The sequence below is a fragment of the Niallia taxi genome (genome assembly GCF_004005475.1).
GTDB lineage: Bacteria > Bacillota > Bacilli > Bacillales > Cytobacillaceae > Niallia > Niallia taxi.
This window is the reverse complement of the sequence record NZ_RZTZ01000027.1, coordinates 1-18,799: the sequence shown is the minus strand read 5'-3', so window position 1 is coordinate 18,799 and position 18,799 is coordinate 1. Positions and strand designations below refer to the sequence as shown.

The following is an 18,799-nucleotide window of genomic DNA, read 5'->3' as shown; positions in this document are numbered from 1 at the left end:
TTTCCTGATTGAAAGCGCCGTATATCAATACCCGCAAAAGCGTTCAGCTGTTTAGGGTTATCGAACCGGTGAATATCACCGATTTCTGCGATAAGGCGAACGGCTGTATTAGGACCAATCCCTGGAAAGCTGAGAATGATTTTATATTCCTTACGACTTTCAGCCAGCGGTATCATATTTTTTATACACTGTTCCTTCTCACGAAGAAGTTCCTGATACCTTCTTGCATAAGATCTGAGTTGTTCGCATAAAACGTCCGTCGAAGAAACTGCTGGATAAGAGTGCTTGGCAACTTCAAATAGATCAAGCACCTTTCTTTCCGCTACTGCTAATGAAATATTTTTATTGGTGTTCTTACGAACCTTATTTTTGATTACCGTTTTTGAAAGACCTTGGAGAAACTCTGGATGGGGAAACAACTGAACCATATTTAAAAACAATTCCGATTTACTAGTAAAAATTTTCTCCAGTTCCGGGAACGTTAACTGAATCACTTTATGCATACGGCTGCGAACAATGGATAACTCATCGTCCAGTTCACTATAATATCTCGAGAGCGATTTCAATTGTTGAAGAAGATCATTGGAACCTTCTTTTTTTCTTCTGTCTATCGTAAAGTGAGTAAGCGCTAGTCGATGCGCATCACTCTTATCCGTTTTATGAATCCGCAATGAATCACATTGTAATTTCGCTTCCAATGGGTTCAAAAGACAGTATGTGTAGTAATTCTCATTCATAAAACGCTCCAACACCCTGGAATAGACACCAGTTGCTTCAAATACGATTTCAGGCTGTTCTCCATAACCTTCGGTCAAATCGTCAATCTTTTTCTTTAACTCCTCAAACTCTGTACGATAATGGTTGATTTCTCCTTCGAATACACAGTGTTTTAATGCATTGTAAATAACCATGTAACTTTTGCCCATACTGACATCAAACGCAATAACATGTTTCATTTGTCTTCTCCTAATATAGTAATATTGAAGTCTCCACTTTACACTTATTGATTCCCATTTCTTATACACGATCTCAAAGGATCCAACATACTCAAACCTGATTCAAATAAGGTAAGTGAAGCAGGCCAGTTTAAGATACGGATTCCAGATCCCAAAAAGGCTCCGGCCTGTTCTTCACTTCTACTATATAAAAAATAGTAGTCCAAACCAATCTCTCGGCCTGTACTACTAATCTTAGTATGTTTAGAATTTCTACCTCCTGTTTTAACCGAAGGTTTTCTTTCTGAATCTCGGCTAACTCTTTTGGTGTCAGCGCCTCTTTTTCTGAACCAATAGGGGTAAAGTCTTTCACCCATTTATAAATCGTTACTTCTGATACTCCATATTCGCTGCTTAATTCTTTAACCGGGCTGCCGGAATGATACAAATCCACAATCGTTTTCTTAAAATCATCGTTATATTTTTTGCCTGCAGGTTTACGTTCCAATTCGGACACATCCTCTCAAATAATTGTAAGGACTTAATTAAATTGTGTCCATGAAACTATACTAACTCCATATGTATATTATTTCAGGTAATAATGTTATATTCAATCTAGGGCAAAGGTCTCCCAAGAACTTTCCTAAACATCTTCTCTGTTTTCTCGAGGGGATGTTTTTTGAATAAAATTTCATTTAAAGCTTGTATAGTTTAATTAAAGAAATTTAATGTAATTCAACTACCTTACCTTTTTTTAACAGTGTACTAAAGAGTGAATAATAGAACAATATTTCTTTGATATAGTACTCAATTTAATTTCTTTTCAACTCCCTCAGATTGATGCGGATATCTCTCGAACGCTCACTTATTAGCAGGATTTCATAACCCTTTTAATCGGATAATATAGCCGCCGTGACTTTTACTTCCAAGCAGAACGCAGTTCGTTACCTCCCCACGCATTGGATATGCTAGTCATCCGAATCGGTCAATTGATGACAGGAGACTTTCACTCCATAAGATTCTCAGCCTTGACGGCTGCTCCATCTAACTGTCTACGCTTAAAGACTAAAGTTAACCTCAGTCCTCCAAGACTCGCTACGAGTGAATGGCTAGTTCTTACTCGGCGGGAATCCCACCCGCTATATGATACGACCTAGGCACGGCCGCACAACTTCCATGTTTCTACCATAAGCCAGCTTTTCATTTATTACAGGAATACTGCCCCTATAGCACCATAAAGAAAAGACCGTCAATATGACAGCCTTGATCTTGCAGTTATAAATTTATACATATCCTCAGTAGAAATAAAGAGCGTTTTAGTGTTGTCATTTGCTTGTAAACTCATTAATCTTTCTGAGAGCATCTTTACTTTTTCATCCAGCTAATATTTAACAATTATATAATTTTTTTCATAATTATATAACTATTTACAATATATATATAATTATGTTAATGTATACAAAAATAAATGCGATGATGAGAAGAGTAAATAACTAAATTCCACAAAGAGAGCTCCGGTAGCTGAAAAGGGGTTGGAATTTTCTTATTGAAGCAAAGCCTCTGAGTAGCACATTGAAACCTTGTTTAGAGGGGGTAGTGTGACGGATGCTCCCGTTATAGAGCTAGGGTATAAGGTAACTGAATGTACCTGATAAGATTAATATGGTGACATATTAATAAAATGGGGTGGCACCGCGATTCAAATCTCGTCCCCAAGACTTACATGTCTTGGGGGTGGGGTTTTTTTATTTGTTTTAGGGGGTTTTTATAGGATATTTTTCTATTTTGGAGGGATTTTCAGTGAATTTAAAAAAGAATTTAGAAAGTTGGCGCTACCCATCTATCTTACTTTTTAGTATTGGCGTTTCGAGTGTAGGGAGTTGGATTTATTTTATAGCTTTAAATCTTATTGTTCTTAAACTTACAGAATCAGCACTAGCTGTATCTGGTCTATATATTATAAGAGCTTTATCCACTCTCTTTACGAATATCTGGTCTGGTAGTCTTATTGATCGATTGAACAAAAAATATCTCATGATGTAACTTTAAAATAAAGTTTGATCAAAAACGTTCGACAAATCCATATTTTACGGTAAAAGAAAAGAATCCATTTTGAAAAAAGATTGATCAAAATGGATTCTTTTCTTTTTGAATGAACATTCCTTTTTATAAAAAAGTTTAATTAAAACTCACATAGAATCCTTTAATCGAAAAGGAATAAAACGGTGCAACTTTTTTGTAAACGGTATAACTTTCTTTAAAACGGTACATCTTTTTTATAAACGGTACGACTTTATTTCAAATCCACAATTGTGTAGGTATTGACGAGAATAAATCATCTTTGGAGATTCTTGAACAAAAATTAAAGTTGCCAAGGTGGAACCCTTGGACCTATTCAAATTTCTACAAAAGCTGTGCAAAAATATGGAACGGTCCAATTAATAGATGTTTATGGGGGCAACTATAATGTGTTTCCATTGGGTTGAGTTAGGAATATCAATCTGAGAATGGGACTGGCATCAGTCATACATTTTATGCCTGAATTTTTTGAAAAAATAACGAATAACGAGTTTGACCCACATACAAAGTGGCCCTTGGATAAGCAAGTCATGGTTATCAAATGTTTAATAATCGTGAGGACGACTGTATAAAAGTCGTTTTAAAACCGTTATCCTATTAGTTTAAATGGATGAATTGAAAGTTAGCATAATTGCGAACCCTAAGCGAAATGTTGAATGGACTTCCACACTGTGTATAGAAGTCTTTTTGTCTGTTATTATTTAGATTATTGGATAATTAAGCTCGTAACTTGGGTAGCAATAATATGGTGGTCTCAGTCCTATTTTTGGCATGGGCCAGGAATCCTCCATATAGACCATCCTTACTTTTTCATTTGAATGGTTTACTAGCAATAGCTTTACTTCTGGATTAAATTCATATCTCAAAATGGTAACCCCCTTCCATTAGGAATGTGTGGATTCTCCCCCATCAACATGAAGAACTTGACCAGTAACAAAACGAGAATCATCAGAAGCAAGATAGACAAAGGTTGGTGCGAGTTCAAATGGATGGGCAACTCGTTCCATTGGATTAAATGCTCCATATACAGCGACTTGGTCTGACGAGAAACTTGCTGAAATAAGTGGGGTCCAAATTCGGCCGGGGGCGACGGCATTGACTCGGATCCCTTGTTTCACGACATTTTTAGCCAAGGCACGTGTCCAACCAACTATTGCGCCTTTTGTGGCCGTATAATCAATCATTTGCTGCTCACCTACATACGTCACCACTGAAGAAGTGCCAATGATTGAGCTGCCTGGTTTTAAATGAGGAAGCGCTGCCCTTGTTGTGTAAAAATGAGAGTATATATTAACTTTGAAGGTGTCATCGAATTGCTCATCTGTAATGTCAAGCAGACTTAGTTGTTGGAATTGGATACCAACGTGGTTACAAAGAATATCGAGACGTCCAAACGTATTTACTGTTTGTTCTACAATGGAGATACACTGTTGTTTGTCTCGCAAGTCCCCAGGCATTAGAAAACAACGTTGTCCGAGTTGTTCAATCCTCGTTTTTGTTCTATTTGCATCCTCATGTTCATCTAAGTATGAAATAGCAACATCTGCGCCTTCTTTAGCAAACGCAATTGCTACTGCTGCACCAATACCACTGTCACCCCCTGTAATAAGTGCTACTTTTCCTGTTAACTTTTCACTCCCTTTATAGTTCGGGTTTTCGATAATTGGAAGGGGTACCATAAATTTTTCCACTCCGGGATGGCGCAGCTGGCGCTGTTCAGGTAAACTTATCGGAATTTCTTCGTAACGTGTGATTTTCCCATAGTTAGGGTACATGGGATAAGGTTGAGTTTTCATGTTCGCTTTAAACATTTGTTGCATTTGCTTTATTTGGTCTAATTGACGACTTTGATCCTTTTGATCCATGGAAACCTCCTATAGAAATAATTTTCTTCTATAGAATGTTTATGTTGTTCACTACAAATAAATTAAAAAAGTGTGAAAAAAGTGGTTTACTTTCAACACAGAAGCTTATTCTTCCTCAAAAGAGACACCTTTTTTCTTTATTGAACTGACCTTTAGGACAAGGAGCTTTACTCAATATTCTACCCCTTTAACGGATCAACTTATTTTTACTTAACAGTTCTTTAATCCCGGCTACCTCAAGAATAGTACCTAAAAAAATAGGTCAACCAGAAAAAACCGGCTAACCACATAATACGATTTGACCCTATTGCTGAATAACAAAAAATACGTTTTGTTGTTCCACAAATTCTTAATATCATGAAGTAATTCTGTAGAGATGTTCAGTTTCCATTAACCAATCTCGGCGAGCAACGAGAGTTCTAAATGTGATAAAGTCGCTCTTTTTGCATCCTCTTTCAATTGATTCCATGGACTGTTTGTAGAACCTTCTGATACCTCGAAAAGTTGATTCACGCTCTCTTTTTGATTTTCATTAAGTAAGTTATGATAAATCATACGATAAGACCTTTTTCGAACATCATTGGCTGCATCTTTTAAAGTATTGTAGATGGGAAGTTCATATTTTTGATGTATTAGCTCTTCAATTGCTACATTGACTAGGTCAGCAGGTTCGTCTTTACTGTATGCGAGTTTATTCATTGTATCTATCAATTACTTTTTGACCTTCTTGGCTAAATGGTCGAATAAAAAGACTTCTATACAAAGTATGAAGTCTTTTTGGAAAGAGAAGAGGATTACGGTTTTAAAACGACTTTTATACATTCATCCTCACGATTATTAAAAATTCGATAACCATGACTTGCTTCTTCAAGGGACATCTTGTGTGTGATAATATCTCTTGGGTCAAATTCGTTATTTGTTATTTTTTTAAACAATTCTGGCATAAAATGAATGACTGGAGCCTGTCCCATTTTAAGATTAATATTTCTAATCCAAAATGCACCTAATGGAAATAGATTATAGTTACCCCCGTAAACACCAGTCATTTGCACTGTCCCATACTTTCGGACAGCTTTAGTAGAAATTTGAATAGGTCCAAGGGTTCCGCCCTGCAGTTTGAATTTTTGTTCCAGAAACTCTAAGGGTGATTTCTTTCCGTCCATACCTACACAATCGATGACGACATCTGCCCCACCATGTGTGATCTCTTTTAAATGTTCGCCCATATCAGGGTATTTTGTGAACTCAAATACCTCAACATTGTTCATCTTTTTCGCATGATTGATCCGGTAATCCAAGTAATCAACTGCTATTACACGCTTTGCACCTTCCATCCAGGCAAATTTTTGTACCATCAACCCAACAGGTCCGCATCCAAGAACAATAACTGTATCGCCTGATTTTACACCTGCATTTTTTACACTCCAATAAGCTGTTGGCAGAACATCCGATAAAAAGAGCAGTGACTCATCCTCCAATTCGCATGACTCCGGGATAACAAAGGGAGTGAAGTTTCCAAAAGGGACTTTTAAATATTCAGCCTGACCACCCGGATGGTTACCGAACTTCTCAGTATAACCCAAGTATCCGCCAGAATCATAATGAGGGTTTGAGTTATCACATTGGCTTTCCATTTCATGTTGGCAATAAAAGCAATGTCCACATGAAACATTAAAGGGAACGACAACACGGTCTCCCTTTTTTACTTTTGTGACTTCAGGTCCAACTTCTTCCACAATACCCATTGGTTCGTGGCCAATAATATATCCTGGGGGTAATGGCATGTTACCTTGATATAAATGCAAATCAGATCCGCAAATAGCAGTAGAAGTAATCTTAACTATAATATCGTCTTTTTTTTCTAATTTTGCATCCTCTACTTGATTAACCTGTACATGATTTGGTCCTTGATAAGTTACAGCCTTCATAAATGCAGGGCCCTCCTATTTCTAATACTGTTAACACTCTTAACTATTGTCAACAAAGAAAGTAAATAATATACTTTGTCACTCTTAGCGTAATTGTTTTATGTAAGTTAAAGAAGTCGCACCGTTTTGATTACGAAGTATTGGTGATAGCTCTCGAATTAGTTATTGTAAGTGTATATAGCGTGAATTAATTCGGGGAAATATTTGGATTATTCTTTGAGGGAAGAGGTATTTCATTTATTCCTTTACTCAAATCTTCACTGCTATTCTAACTTATTTAATAGAATTTCAGCCTTATGCTTAACCCCTTTAGAACTGTGTTTAGCTTTCATCACTGTAACCCTACTCTCCTCAATACTTTTCAGCGACTTACTTGTCCACGTACCACTATCATTCACAAGGTTTACTAACAATCTATCATAAATCGATTTCCAATCATTTATTGCAAGTGATGATAAAATTAGCATTGATAAAGAGCGATCTTCTCGCTCAACTTCAATAATATTGAATTTCTTCCCACTTATCATATATACTTCTGCAATCACATAACGTCGTTTCGTGATATTATCACTCAATTTCGTAAATCTGCGGTCTCCAATTCCCTCTGGTAACACATCTATAAATGCTCGTATCGCACTTACTTCTGGATATTGCTCCATTATTCTAAGGACATTAATGAAATCTTGCAATTCACCTTGTACTTGAATTTCAGATAACATTTGATGTTCTATTCCTCTTGCTAGTTTTTGACCTCCAGTGTCTGCTGTAGATCGAATTGAATCATTGCTGCCATAGTATTTCTTAGTATTTTCATCTTCTTTCGTTCGCTGCTTTGAGGAACTACTTTTAATTCGTTTGATTTTGGGTACCGATGTATATTCATGTTTCAACTGATTCATTTGTACAAGATCAAAGTCCTCTGTAGAACCATCTAATTGTTCATCTAATGTAAAGCCCTCTTCATCACCCTGTCTATTTAGAGAACGATAAGTGTATTTCTTTGCCTCATTGGATTTCTCTTGATTTTGTATTTCTGGATGCGAAATCGAAATATGTTGGTACGGAATATCTTTATTTTTCACATTAACAATTTGTAATACTGTACACGTGTTATTCTTCTCCTTTACACGAGCTGTTATTGTAATCGGTTGTGTAAAGTTCCATTCGAACTTCAAAGTCTTTTCCTGCAACCAAGTAAATGCTATATTTTCATAGGCTTGTCGTAGGTCTCGATTCGTTAGCAACCACACCAATTGATAAATGAACGTTGTCTTTGTGTATTTCAATTCATATTGTGATGAAAAGCTAAGATGGATTTTATTAGGTTCATATGTTTCTGTGAAGAACTGAGGAAATGAATTCGATTCAAACAAGCGATATAAAAGGAAGCCGTTCGGAGCTAAAATGCTACGCAATACTTCAATGACTGGTAAAATCACATTCTTTCCATCAAAAGAGAACACGAAACTACGGGAAGTTGCAGGATCACTGCTTCCTTGAATAGACCAAGGGCGTTCGTGAAATTTAACTTTATTAGGATAAATAGTCATATCGATTTCTTGTACACTTTCAGAAACTTGACTAGCCGTTATGATGCCATCAGTATAATAATGTTGGATTGCTAAGCATGGTAATGTACCCCAATCCATTAATATACCTTCTGTACGACCTTGTGAGCGAAAATAAGCTTTGATTATCATTTTATGATCATATCGAAATGGCTCACCAATCCATATTAGTTGTGCTTTTTCACCTTTAGCAAAAGGCCAAGCTAGTTTAACCTGTTGTTTGCTCATAACTTTTCACTTCCTGTTTTGTTCGTAAATACTCTTCCAAATACGGTTTTATTTCGTGAAAATGATGTGACTTAACAGCGCCAATACGCTGTACTTTCCATAATACAACTGGTTCTTGCTCCAGCAACATACGATCAATAATTTTACAGCATCGTCGAATCTGAAACTGTTGTATAGATTCCGTAATTTTATTTAGATATTTTTCAGTTTGTGGCAGCTTATCAAGATGTTTCTCCAAATTTGATAAGATTCCTAGACGTTCCCAATTATCGAAATCGTGATACGTACGGGCTTTTCCAGTTCAATTAATTCTTTGTAAAGCTGTTTAATTTTAGAAAGATATTCTCGATCACGTACGTCCCAATTGACAATTGATTTTGGCTTTTCCTTCGCCTGAATTATAGGTAACTGTTCAAACAGCCATTCTTTATCATTTCGATATAAGTAAATATATTCTTTCGGTAAACATTGACGAATTTGTGTTCTCGAGTAACTTGGGTATTGCTGCATTCCTTTTAATAATTGCTTTCGATACATATGTAACATCGGTGGAAAAACTTTATCAGGTAATTTCTCTATTTTCTCAACTGAGGCAAGATGTCCTTTAACTGTTTTCGAATCCACGCCAAGCATTCTAGCTAATGCTCTTATACTGTAGGTTCCATCAACTGCTAATTCATGTAATTTAGCCTTCCAGACATCTCCATACGCTTTTGTACGTCCAATACGATATTTATCTTCAGATAATCTATCAGGACCCTTTCTAGCGTAAATAAAGCCACAAGAGCATTCAAACGTGCCAATGGGTGCATTTGATTTAAAATCCCTTGTAACATTTACTTCATGAATCACAAATTCCTTATAATGATTAGCTGCTTTATTTAAACAGGGCCATGGGCCACTACCGAAAGGACCTGTATCAGCTTCAATTTGTAAAAAGGACTCCAAATCTTGTTCTAAGAAATAAAGAATAAGCAAATGACGGAAAGGATGTACATGACGTTTTAGATTGCGTGTAATGACCTTCAGCCAATTGTATTCATCATTTACATTGATTGCTGATTCGTACTCATCTAAAAAGCCTTTTGGGAACTTTGATTGAAATGCTTTGTATAGCTCCTTTTGCCGAATTCGATTAGACGTTGTTATTAAATTACGCTCCCGTAAAAGAACACGATATTTAAGATTAATAGATTCTCTTGAAAATTGATGTATTGGAACTTGCAGCAGTTGATAAGCCATCTTTGCTAAAGCAATTTGAATGGCTATAAACTCTTTTAGTTCAACTTCTTGAATCATTGATAAGTTCATTAGCTTTTTATCAAATCGAATAAACTCAATTCGACTTTGCTTTGAAAAATCGATAGGATACTTCATTAATTTCAGTTCATGATGTGCACAGAAATCAATCCCTTGTAGCTGGTGCTCACGATGAAAATAGGGTTCTCCATGTTGCTCAATATCATTAGTTGCACACTCTGGGCAATAAAAGAGTCCATTCTTTCTGCAAATGCTTCCTGCAACTATGCCAAGTCTTGTATAAAGTCCTTTTCCATCTACTTGAACATCTTGTAGAAGTTCTTTCTGGCGTTGCTTGGAAAGAAACGAAGCATAGTAAGGGTAGATCGTATGCTTAGCTAATAAGCTTTCAACAGAATAGTTGGAGCCTAATTGCTCAGCTAATATAGAAAAATGACTACCAATCTCTACACTCGGTATTACAGAACGACTTTGAAACACTTCTTCCAATGTATCTTTGTAATCAATATTTCCACTGTAAAAGTGATATCGCGCAATCGCCGAATATATCAATTCATCTGGATATGGATCCGTAAAGAATGGCAGCATTTGATTCCCTCCTAGTAGAATTCCTTCAAAGGATTTTTAATGTATCCATTTGCTTTCAATAATTCATGAGGATGTTGCTTTTTGTCCAATGCTCGCTTTCTTAGCGTTAGTAATGGTAAAACCTCTGCATTTTTCACTTTTGGCTTATCTTTTTGTTCCTTCTTTTGTTGATTTAATGCAATCGCCTGCTGAATTACATCTGATTTAAGCTGGTGAAAATCAATATCAAGTGGATTTTCACCGACTATTTTTTGTACGAGTTTTTTAATGTTGTTATCTTTCAAACTATCAAAAATACCTAGGGCTGCCACTTCGACACTTAAAGTTTCTATAGTGTCTTGGCGTTTATACTGGATTGTATTTTGGCGTTCCCTAAACGCTTCTTGAATACGCCCTGTAACTTCTGTATTTCGCTTATGATTCAGCATTATTTCATCAAGGTTGATCATGATATCTTCATATTTCGTCATTTCAGCCAAATTGTTCTTCTGAATAGCGGTCATCATCGGTTGAATCATTTGCATATCGTCTTTGGCAGTCTTTTTTAATACTTTTGGTGTAATAATTTCATTCGGATTATCCTCATCAAACAATGCTCTTTCTTGTGCTAGAATAAATAAGTTTACAGCAACAGAAGTTATCCCTTGGCATTCATAATAAAATGCCTTTTTCGTTTCCTCTGTAAGCTTGGATTGGGTTTTTAAGCACTGTAATTCCCAAAGCGTTTCTAGGAAGAACTCCCATTCTTCACTATCTTCCGCCATACGATCCCAAATAACTGCTTCACTTGCAGCACGTCTTGCCTGTCTGAAGTTTCCTTTGAATAGTTTTTGCGCTTTAGAAGTACCGATTAAGACTGTTGGAATACCAACTGTATTGGACAACGTTACAAAAAAATTAAGCATTTCTTCCTGATCGTTTTTAGAATGTAATAAGTGCTGGATTTCATCAATTACTAGAACACCGATACCATACATGCTTGCCAGTGATGTCATATGCAACAGCATTGTCGATGTCACCCGGTTTAGGTACCCGAATTTTTCAAGATATCGTGTTTCTAGTAAATCATCAATCGCTTTAAAGAAGCTTTTACAAAGGGTAGATAAGCTTCCGTCATAAGGACAGTCAATTTTGAGCCATACAATTTGGGTTCGATTAAACGGTTGTCCCTTATATTCTTCATGCTTGATAACCTGTGGATACATAAGCAAAAGACGTTCAATTGCTGTTGTTTTACCAATTCCAGAAATACCGATAATGGATAAGCTATCGGCAGTTGAACGAATATAATTTAGTCGTTCATCTATATATTTGTGAGCCGTTTCCTCTTCCTCACGCAATTCATGCAACACACGAACACGTTCTAGAAATGTTCTATCTAATGGGTTACGCGCTAAATAACCTCGCCGAATCAATGTAGACAATCGACGTTCTACCTCGAAATGAATCGGTAACGGCTGGATAAAATTTTTCACACGTTTTAAGACGTGGTAACGAATATTCGTTTCACTTAACTTATCTTGATCACTAATTCGTGGGGTCACCATAAATCGCTCTAGCACATCATCCTCATTGAATATAGGTGGAAGAGCTTCGATGAAGGGATTATTGGTATATTCACTTAAAAGTTGCTCCTTATAGACACCTTTCTCAAAATCTCCTTTTAAGACAACCATGTCATTTGTCTTTCCCAAATTCCTCATCTCGCTTCTTCTTTAGTTTTTCCATAAGACGTGAGCTTGATTTCTTAGGTGGTGTTTCATCAATCTTCTCTTTTGTAACGAAGTCGATTACTTCAGCTGCTTCACTAACTTTATTAGGTGATAAATCAAACTTTTCAGTTTCACGGTTTAACTGTTTTTCAACATCCTTGTTATCACGAATAGCAGCTATTTTAGCTTTCTTACTTGTTGGTTGATTAAAAGATTGTTTTTTGTTCTTCACAGCTTTTTTAATAATTTCTTCCAATGCAGCATCAGTATTTACTGTGAGCTGAATTTGATTTGTTCGTTCCATTTCTTCTAGTTCATTCCGAAGTTGTTGTTGGAAGACAATTACTTCTAAGAAGTCACCTTTATATTGCTGACTAGGTTCTAATAAAATACATGTTTCAAAATCCATTCCGTTATCGTGAGGAATATAGATTTTTTCAATATGTCGTGGATCATAAACGATTTCTAAACTTCTATTTTTCAACTTCAAATACCATTGCTCTTCAATCGCTTGGCGAGAACCATATAGAAGGTTTTTAAACTTGATTCCAGCTCTTGAAACTGTCGCTTTTCCTCTTGGAAGCACGTTCAAACGAAGTACATTTCTATCAACTTTTCTTAGTCTTCCTTTACGATTTTGAATGCCCCAATTCCATAAGTTAATTGGCGTTGGCACTAGTCCATCAGCTACCATTTCTTTTTCAACAGGATATTTATCAATGACCTTTTGGTTATGATACAGCGCCATTGTAATAATTAGAGATGTAAATTCCTTTAAATTCAGAGTAGCATTTAAGCGATAATCCTGATCTCCTCGTTCTCGATATTCCTTTTGAATTGCTCCGGGAGCTTTTTGCTTTACCTTCCCATTAAACGTACGGAATTTCCTTTCAACAATCCCTTTCAAATCCCCACGATAAGCTGTAGTATTCTCAATTTTAAGATTAAGATTATTAATTAAATTCTCTACCGAATACCCTTCAAACTCACCTCGGTCAGCAATAATAATTTCAGGTAAATGATGTGTTGGCCATTGCTCAGGAGTAATATCAATTCCATATTGCTTACAAAATTCTACTTTATCTGCGATCATATTATCTAAAGCCATCATTGCACCAATCCATGATGGACCTTCTAGTCCAACATAAAGACCTGTAATAATACGTGAATACACATCAAGTACTGCATAAATAACTGGTCGCCCAATTACTTTATTTACATCAAGCGAACTAACCAAGTAAATATCCGCAATGGTAGCATCAACTTGAAATCTAGTACCTGGACCATTTGTTTCCGATTTAGAGTCACTTAAAATAGGGCGATATTTCAATTCATATTCTTTTGTACTTTTACGGAACTGAATATCTTTTTTTGGGTCTTCAAGTTTTTTAAACCAATAGTAAAATTGATGATATGAGGGAATTCGAGTGGCATCCCAAATACGGTACTTCATCTCACCATTTTCCTTATAGCGATCAGAATAGAAGTCACGCAGAATGAAATTATAAACATCTTTCAACGAATAGTTATTTGAAGCTCGGTAATACTTGTTAATGGCGTTTCAAATTGAACTTTTACTTCATCCGTAATATTAATACCTGTTTGATATTCATTACTGATACTCACCTTTCGTGGGCGACCTACCTTAGCTTTATTTAAAGTTTTTGTTTTACCTTTTCCTCCCGAATTCGAGTAATCAGGGAGCATTGCATTTTTCGTCATACCTCGCTGCCAATAACGGCTAAGTAGCTTTTTTATTTTCGTAGAACTTGTTCCACTTTCATCTGCAATTTCTTTTATTTTCTTTTCACGACCACCTTTTTGAAGCAATGCTTCCATGTGTTCTAAACAATAATGTTGAATTATCGGCCAACCCTCATCTCTTTTCTGAATTCGAAGGTCGGATAATTCACTATCTATTATTACTTTTGCAAATGGATCGCTAATCAGAAGTAATTCACCTTGCTGGATTTCCTCTATTAGATTCGAATATAATTCCTTTTTCGGCATGGAACTAATTGCATCAATATCAACAATAAACACATGAAACTCTTCCATCTCAATGATACGAATCCGTTTAGAATCTACTGTATATTGAAGTACTTGATTAATATAAATCATCCATATTTCACCTTCTTCAAGTTGCTTTCATCAATATACTTAATTTCAATCGACTGCTCTAAATCCAATGGCTTTTGCAAATCAATGACAATAATTTTTCTAGCAAGTAAGTGATAAAAAAGCGTAACACCACTACCAATTGGCAGGTGTGTATCTATATCGAATTCATTTGTAATTGTTCTTATGCTTGCCGAACTATCTAGCAATCTACTTAGTAATGACATAACCAAGTCTTCAATGTTTTTCGCATTCAATTCTTGAAACACATCATAGCTACAAATATCATAATAATCGTGAATATAGCTAATGTTTCTCGCAATTATTTTATTGATTTCTTCTTCTGTTACAATACCCCAATCAATTCCTTTACGCTTCCAATATTCTCTTTCAATTTCGAACTTCTCAAGTACATTCTCTTTTAATAACTCATCTTTCATTTTAATTGTACGTGCGACTTCATGAATCCCTTGCCCTTTATTAATTGTCAATAAAAAATCCGTTGTCATTACAATAGGCTCTCCGTTTTTCGGATTTCTAGGATGCTTTATTCCAAGTTCATCTGCTATCAAAAGCGTTTCTTCTTGAGGTAATAAAGGAAACTGCTCTCTTATATCTGTAATAACATCAGAAAATTCAGTCAAGTAAAAGTAGTTTCGCTCTAAGTCTGATAAAAATTCGTGCTGTCTACTAGTTTTAATGCCTTTTAACCTCGTTGACCGACCTAATGAGGAAACATCTTGAATCTTTAGCCATGGCCGGTAGTCTGTACCTGTTCCTGTACCACGACCTTCTTTGATCCATTTTTCCACTGTAGATGTTCTTTTTCTTTTGGACATAAAAACACCCCTTTAGACAATCATATCCAAAGGGGTAAAACGGTGCAACTTTTTTATAAACGGTTAATCTTTTTTTAAAACGGTCAAACTTTTTTATAAACAGTTAAACTTTATTTTAAATCTACACATGATTACATTGGATATTATTCAAGGTATATTTATTGTATCGCTACCTTTCTTCACCTCTTTAGGTTGGATTTATGGAATAGTCTTTATCATTACCATAGGTAGTTCAATGTACCACTCCACTTCGATAACCTATATCACAAAATTAATACCTATTAGACAGAGAAAACGTTTTAATTCTCTTCGTAGTTTACTTGATTCCGGAGCATTTTTGACCGGACCAGCAATAGCAGGAGTAATGTTTACACTAGGTTCGCCAAATATGGCTATCTATATAAATGCAGGAGCCTTACTATTATCCGCTCTCATTACAATGGGTATGCCAAATGTTGAACCCAACGTAAAATTAGAAAAAGAGATAGAGAAGGAGCCAACAAAAATATCCTTCGAGGTATTAAAGGAGGATTGGAAACTAGTTATTAGATTTAGTCGTCAGTATGTATATATTATGGTCGTCTACCTTTTATTTAGTATGATGATAGTGTTGATGACAGCTACAGATTCTTTAGAAGCAGCTTTCGCTACTAAAGTATTGTCTTTAACGGAAGGTGAATATGGTGTTCTAGTAAGTATTGCTGGAGCAGGTGTGTTAGTTGGTTCTTTATTAAATACTATAATAGTCGAAAAGATACCGACATCTTGGCTTATTGGGTTAGGCTCTATTATTACGGCAGGTGGATATGTTCTATTATCAACGTCTTATACTTTTTTCATAGCCGCAGTAGGATTTTTTGTTTTATCCTTTGCTACTGCCTTTGCAAATACAGGATTTTATACCTTTTATCAAAACAATATACCTGTTGATGAAATGGGGAGAATTGTAAGTCTATATGGATTTATAGAAGCTTTTCTTATAATTGTCTTCACTGTCATTTTTGGTATCTCTGCAGAGTTAATTTCAATACGATTCATTGTAGCGTTAGGTGCCTTTATGATGTTAATAGTATCCATAGCCTTATTAATATGTAATGTTCAACCATCTAAATCTAAACACTATACTCATTCAGAACTCAAGGATTCACTTTAATCAATAAATTTTTGTTAGAATTAAGTGTTACAAGTTATAAAAGAATAGAAAGTTTCATTAAAGATCCATTAAGCAATCTTTCTTGCTTTACTACGATACTAGTCTATTAACACAAAAACAAGATGCACTCACATTTAAAGTGCATCTTGTTCTTACTTATTTCTATGCAAGTATTTACTTCTTTTCCAACAATGCTTCTAGACATGAAATAAATTAAGCTAGCGCTTAAAACTAATCCCTGTTTTATGGTATCTATATCGACATGTAGTACGTCAAAATATTCTAACGATAAAAGGACTAATATAAAAATGGTAATAAAGGCAAATTTTCTTTTCATTTTTTCACATCTCCTAATATAAACGATGCTAATATTCTATTTATTGTACCTTCGTTGCCTCCGTTATGACTAATTACTTTACCAAGTGTTTCTTATTAAACGAATTATCAGTCTTGGGATTAACATTAAGATATTCCAAACCACCTCAAATATAAACTCCAATTAATCAGTCTTGTTTACTATTCTGATTTGAAATAATAATTTAATTCCATAACTAGTTCTTCTTTTATTTACAATTTTCTTTTTCCGCTAACCTCCCTCAATAAACAAACACTTATCTCTTAAATACGCAGTTTTTCTCCATATTGCTATCTAACTTGTTTAACTTTATAGATTTGGTTAGTGTGAAAAGATCATAAATAAGCATCTTATAAAGAAAATGAGCACAAGAAACTAGCCAACCTTCGGTTCATTTCAAAAAGTTGGATAAATAGGTATGTACGCACCAATGGATGTCCACATATCTTACGGGGGTCTACCCTACCAAGTCTCACAGAGTCTACGCTCCTACATTCCTTCGTTCAACCTTTCCATAAGGTGGATGTTGGTCATGCTGCCACACAGGATCTAAGTCCTTACGTTAGTTGCGTTGCCAACTAATCCCATGCTGATTTTGTCTGTTTATCTTTTCAAATCTATTTGTTAATAGTTAGTTTAATAGTGATTAAGCTGCTATTGGTTCTTGGATAAATGCATGCATATGGGGGATGTCCTTCAACATCTTCTCCTCTTGAAATACAAACTGTTTCTTACCAATAGAGAAGAGTATACGGATGAACTTATTACACAAAGCAATTAAAGACTGCATCTTTTTCAACGGATTATCAGGTCTCGTTGTGTAATAATGATGTAGGGCTTTAAAGGCTTTATTCTTGGCTACTAGAATCATAGATGCCCGAAACAGTAGTGCCCTTAATTTCTTTCGACCACGTTTCGTAATCCTGGTTCTCCCTTTATGCTTTCCTGATGTATTTTCTTTTAAGCTGAGTCCTGCCAGTTTAGTTATCTGACGAGGATGATTGTATTCACTCAAATCGCCTACTTCAGCGAAAAAACCCGCCACTGTATCGCGTCCAATTCCTGTTATTTCTAACATTTGATCAACGCCTGGAATATCTTGAAGCAGTGTATCCAGAGTTTGGTCAAGCTCTTCGAACTTGGCTTGAATGAGTTCATACTTTTGAATTAACGTTCTTAATTCCATTTTAGCCATCATGGCGCCCTGACGAATGCCAATCGAGCGATTGGCGGCTTCTTTTAAGGCACGAATCTTCTTTATTCCTATACTTCTTTTCACTGCTTGCCTTAGATAATCCAGTAATTCTTCATCTGTATATTCGCCTATTTCGTAAGGTAAAGCATCGAGTTTTAATAAATGAAGAGCTGCCTTCCCTTCCCAACTTTTAAAAACGGTAAAAAACTCTGGAAAGTATCGATCAATCCAGTTGTGTACCTGTCCCTGCACAATTTGTAAGTCTACATTTAATAAATCGCGTAATTTTTTAGCCACACGCAGTTCCGCGAAAACTCCTTGTGGTATAGTTGGTTCGGCGTATCTACCATCTTTGACTAGTTGTGCAATGACTTTTGCGTCTTTTACATCATTTTTAGTAGGAGAGTTATCGTCTAGCTCCTTACTATGCTTGACGTGTAAAGGATTAACCGTTATGTTCCTCCTTTAGAATATGAGCTAAATTAAGCCAATAATGGCCTGTAGGCTCCATCCCAGTAATGACAGATTCCATTTCCCATGACTCTTTTATTTGATTAATCCAATTAATAAATGTCCTAAATCCTTCTTGAGTATTATCAAAAAAGCAAGTAGATCCAAGCTCCATTCCACGATAATCCTGTGCTCTAGCTACATGATGATGTTTCGCGATATCAATTCCAATTACTAAAGTCTTAGGTGTAATTTGAGCTATTTTATGATTTTGGTTATAATTCATAGTGAGACCTCCGAGTAGATGTTTTGTCCTTTTAGCGCGCCAGCTTTGGACATATTTATCTTATCAAGAGGTCTTTTTTCATTCAAATCGCATTTTCACTTATTACAGGAATGCTCCCTCAATAAACAAACACTTATCTCTTAAATACGCAGTTTTTCTCCATATTGCTATCTAACTTGTTTAACTTTATAGATTTGGTTAGTGTGAAAAGATCATAAATAAGCATCTTATAAAGAAAAT

At 35.6% G+C, this 18,799-nt stretch carries 9 protein-coding genes, 7 pseudogenes and 1 other annotated feature; of the genes and pseudogenes, 3 read left to right on the top strand and 13 right to left on the bottom strand.

Annotated features, from left to right (window positions below; all coding sequences use genetic code 11):
* On the bottom strand, positions 1-956 hold a 956-nt coding region (locus EM808_RS27375), incomplete at its 3' end, for an IS110 family transposase (RefSeq protein ID WP_164849814.1).
* 244 nt (positions 957-1,200) lie between these two features.
* Positions 1,201-1,443, bottom strand: a pseudogene (locus EM808_RS27370) (transposase); the annotation flags it as partial.
* Between the two features lie 956 nt (positions 1,444-2,399).
* Positions 2,400-2,652 (top strand) — a binding site (T-box leader).
* 83 nt (positions 2,653-2,735) lie between these two features.
* Here EM808_RS27370 and EM808_RS27365 point away from each other — a divergent pair.
* Together EM808_RS27365 and EM808_RS27355 are read left to right on the top strand one after the other, a co-directional pair.
* Positions 2,736-2,975: pseudogene (locus EM808_RS27365) on the top strand (MFS transporter); the annotation flags it as partial.
* 268 nt (positions 2,976-3,243) lie between these two features.
* Positions 3,244-3,615, top strand: a pseudogene (locus EM808_RS27355) (glutathione-dependent formaldehyde dehydrogenase); the annotation flags it as partial.
* A 283-nt stretch (positions 3,616-3,898) separates the two neighbouring features.
* Here the strand turns inward: EM808_RS27355 and EM808_RS27350 are convergent.
* From EM808_RS27350 to EM808_RS29380, 10 genes and pseudogenes are all read right to left on the bottom strand, one after another.
* Entirely contained in the window at positions 3,899-4,879 is a 981-nt protein-coding gene (locus EM808_RS27350; RefSeq protein ID WP_001993829.1) for an SDR family oxidoreductase, read from the bottom strand.
* A gap of 390 nt (positions 4,880-5,269) precedes the next feature.
* Entirely contained in the window at positions 5,270-5,590 is a 321-nt protein-coding gene (locus EM808_RS27345) for a DUF4158 domain-containing protein (protein WP_016201446.1), read from the bottom strand.
* A gap of 83 nt (positions 5,591-5,673) precedes the next feature.
* Positions 5,674-6,807, bottom strand: a complete 1,134-nt coding sequence (locus EM808_RS27340; RefSeq protein WP_066192394.1) for a zinc-dependent alcohol dehydrogenase — start codon at positions 6,805-6,807, stop codon at positions 5,674-5,676.
* A 263-nt stretch (positions 6,808-7,070) separates the two neighbouring features.
* Entirely contained in the window at positions 7,071-8,603 is a 1,533-nt protein-coding gene (locus EM808_RS27335) for a Tn7-like element transposition protein TnsE (protein ID WP_066192392.1), read from the bottom strand.
* Positions 8,584-8,841 (bottom strand): hypothetical protein, encoded by a 258-nt coding sequence (locus EM808_RS29625; RefSeq protein ID WP_066192391.1) that lies wholly within the window; start codon positions 8,839-8,841, stop codon positions 8,584-8,586. The genes EM808_RS27335 and EM808_RS29625 overlap by 20 nt, the downstream gene beginning before the upstream one ends.
* A 14-nt stretch (positions 8,842-8,855) precedes the next feature.
* Positions 8,856-10,451 carry a TnsD family transposase gene (locus tag EM808_RS27330; protein WP_254179231.1) on the bottom strand — a complete coding sequence of 532 codons (1,596 nt, stop codon included), beginning with the start codon at positions 10,449-10,451 and terminating at the stop codon, positions 8,856-8,858.
* Positions 10,452-10,462: 11 nt separating this feature from the next.
* Complete coding sequence (locus EM808_RS27325; protein WP_235856735.1) at positions 10,463-12,154, bottom strand: ATP-binding protein; 1,692 nt, start codon at positions 12,152-12,154, stop codon at positions 10,463-10,465.
* A pseudogene (locus EM808_RS27320) lies at positions 12,129-14,284 on the bottom strand (Mu transposase C-terminal domain-containing protein). The gene EM808_RS27325 and the pseudogene EM808_RS27320 overlap by 26 nt, the downstream one beginning before the upstream one ends.
* Positions 14,281-14,925, bottom strand: a complete 645-nt coding sequence (locus tag EM808_RS27315) for a TnsA endonuclease N-terminal domain-containing protein (RefSeq protein ID WP_227494627.1) — start codon at positions 14,923-14,925, stop codon at positions 14,281-14,283. The pseudogene EM808_RS27320 and the gene EM808_RS27315 overlap by 4 nt, the downstream one beginning before the upstream one ends.
* 52 nt (positions 14,926-14,977) lie before the next feature.
* Positions 14,978-15,120 (bottom strand): annotated as a pseudogene (locus tag EM808_RS29380) (hypothetical protein).
* A gap of 127 nt (positions 15,121-15,247) precedes the next feature.
* Here EM808_RS29380 and EM808_RS27310 point away from each other — a divergent pair.
* Positions 15,248-16,273 (top strand): annotated as a pseudogene (locus EM808_RS27310) (MFS transporter); the annotation flags it as partial.
* 1,001 nt (positions 16,274-17,274) lie between these two features.
* Here the strand turns inward: EM808_RS27310 and EM808_RS27305 are convergent.
* Positions 17,275-18,559 (bottom strand): annotated as a pseudogene (locus EM808_RS27305) (IS110 family RNA-guided transposase).
* Between the last annotated feature and the right edge of the window lie 240 nt (positions 18,560-18,799).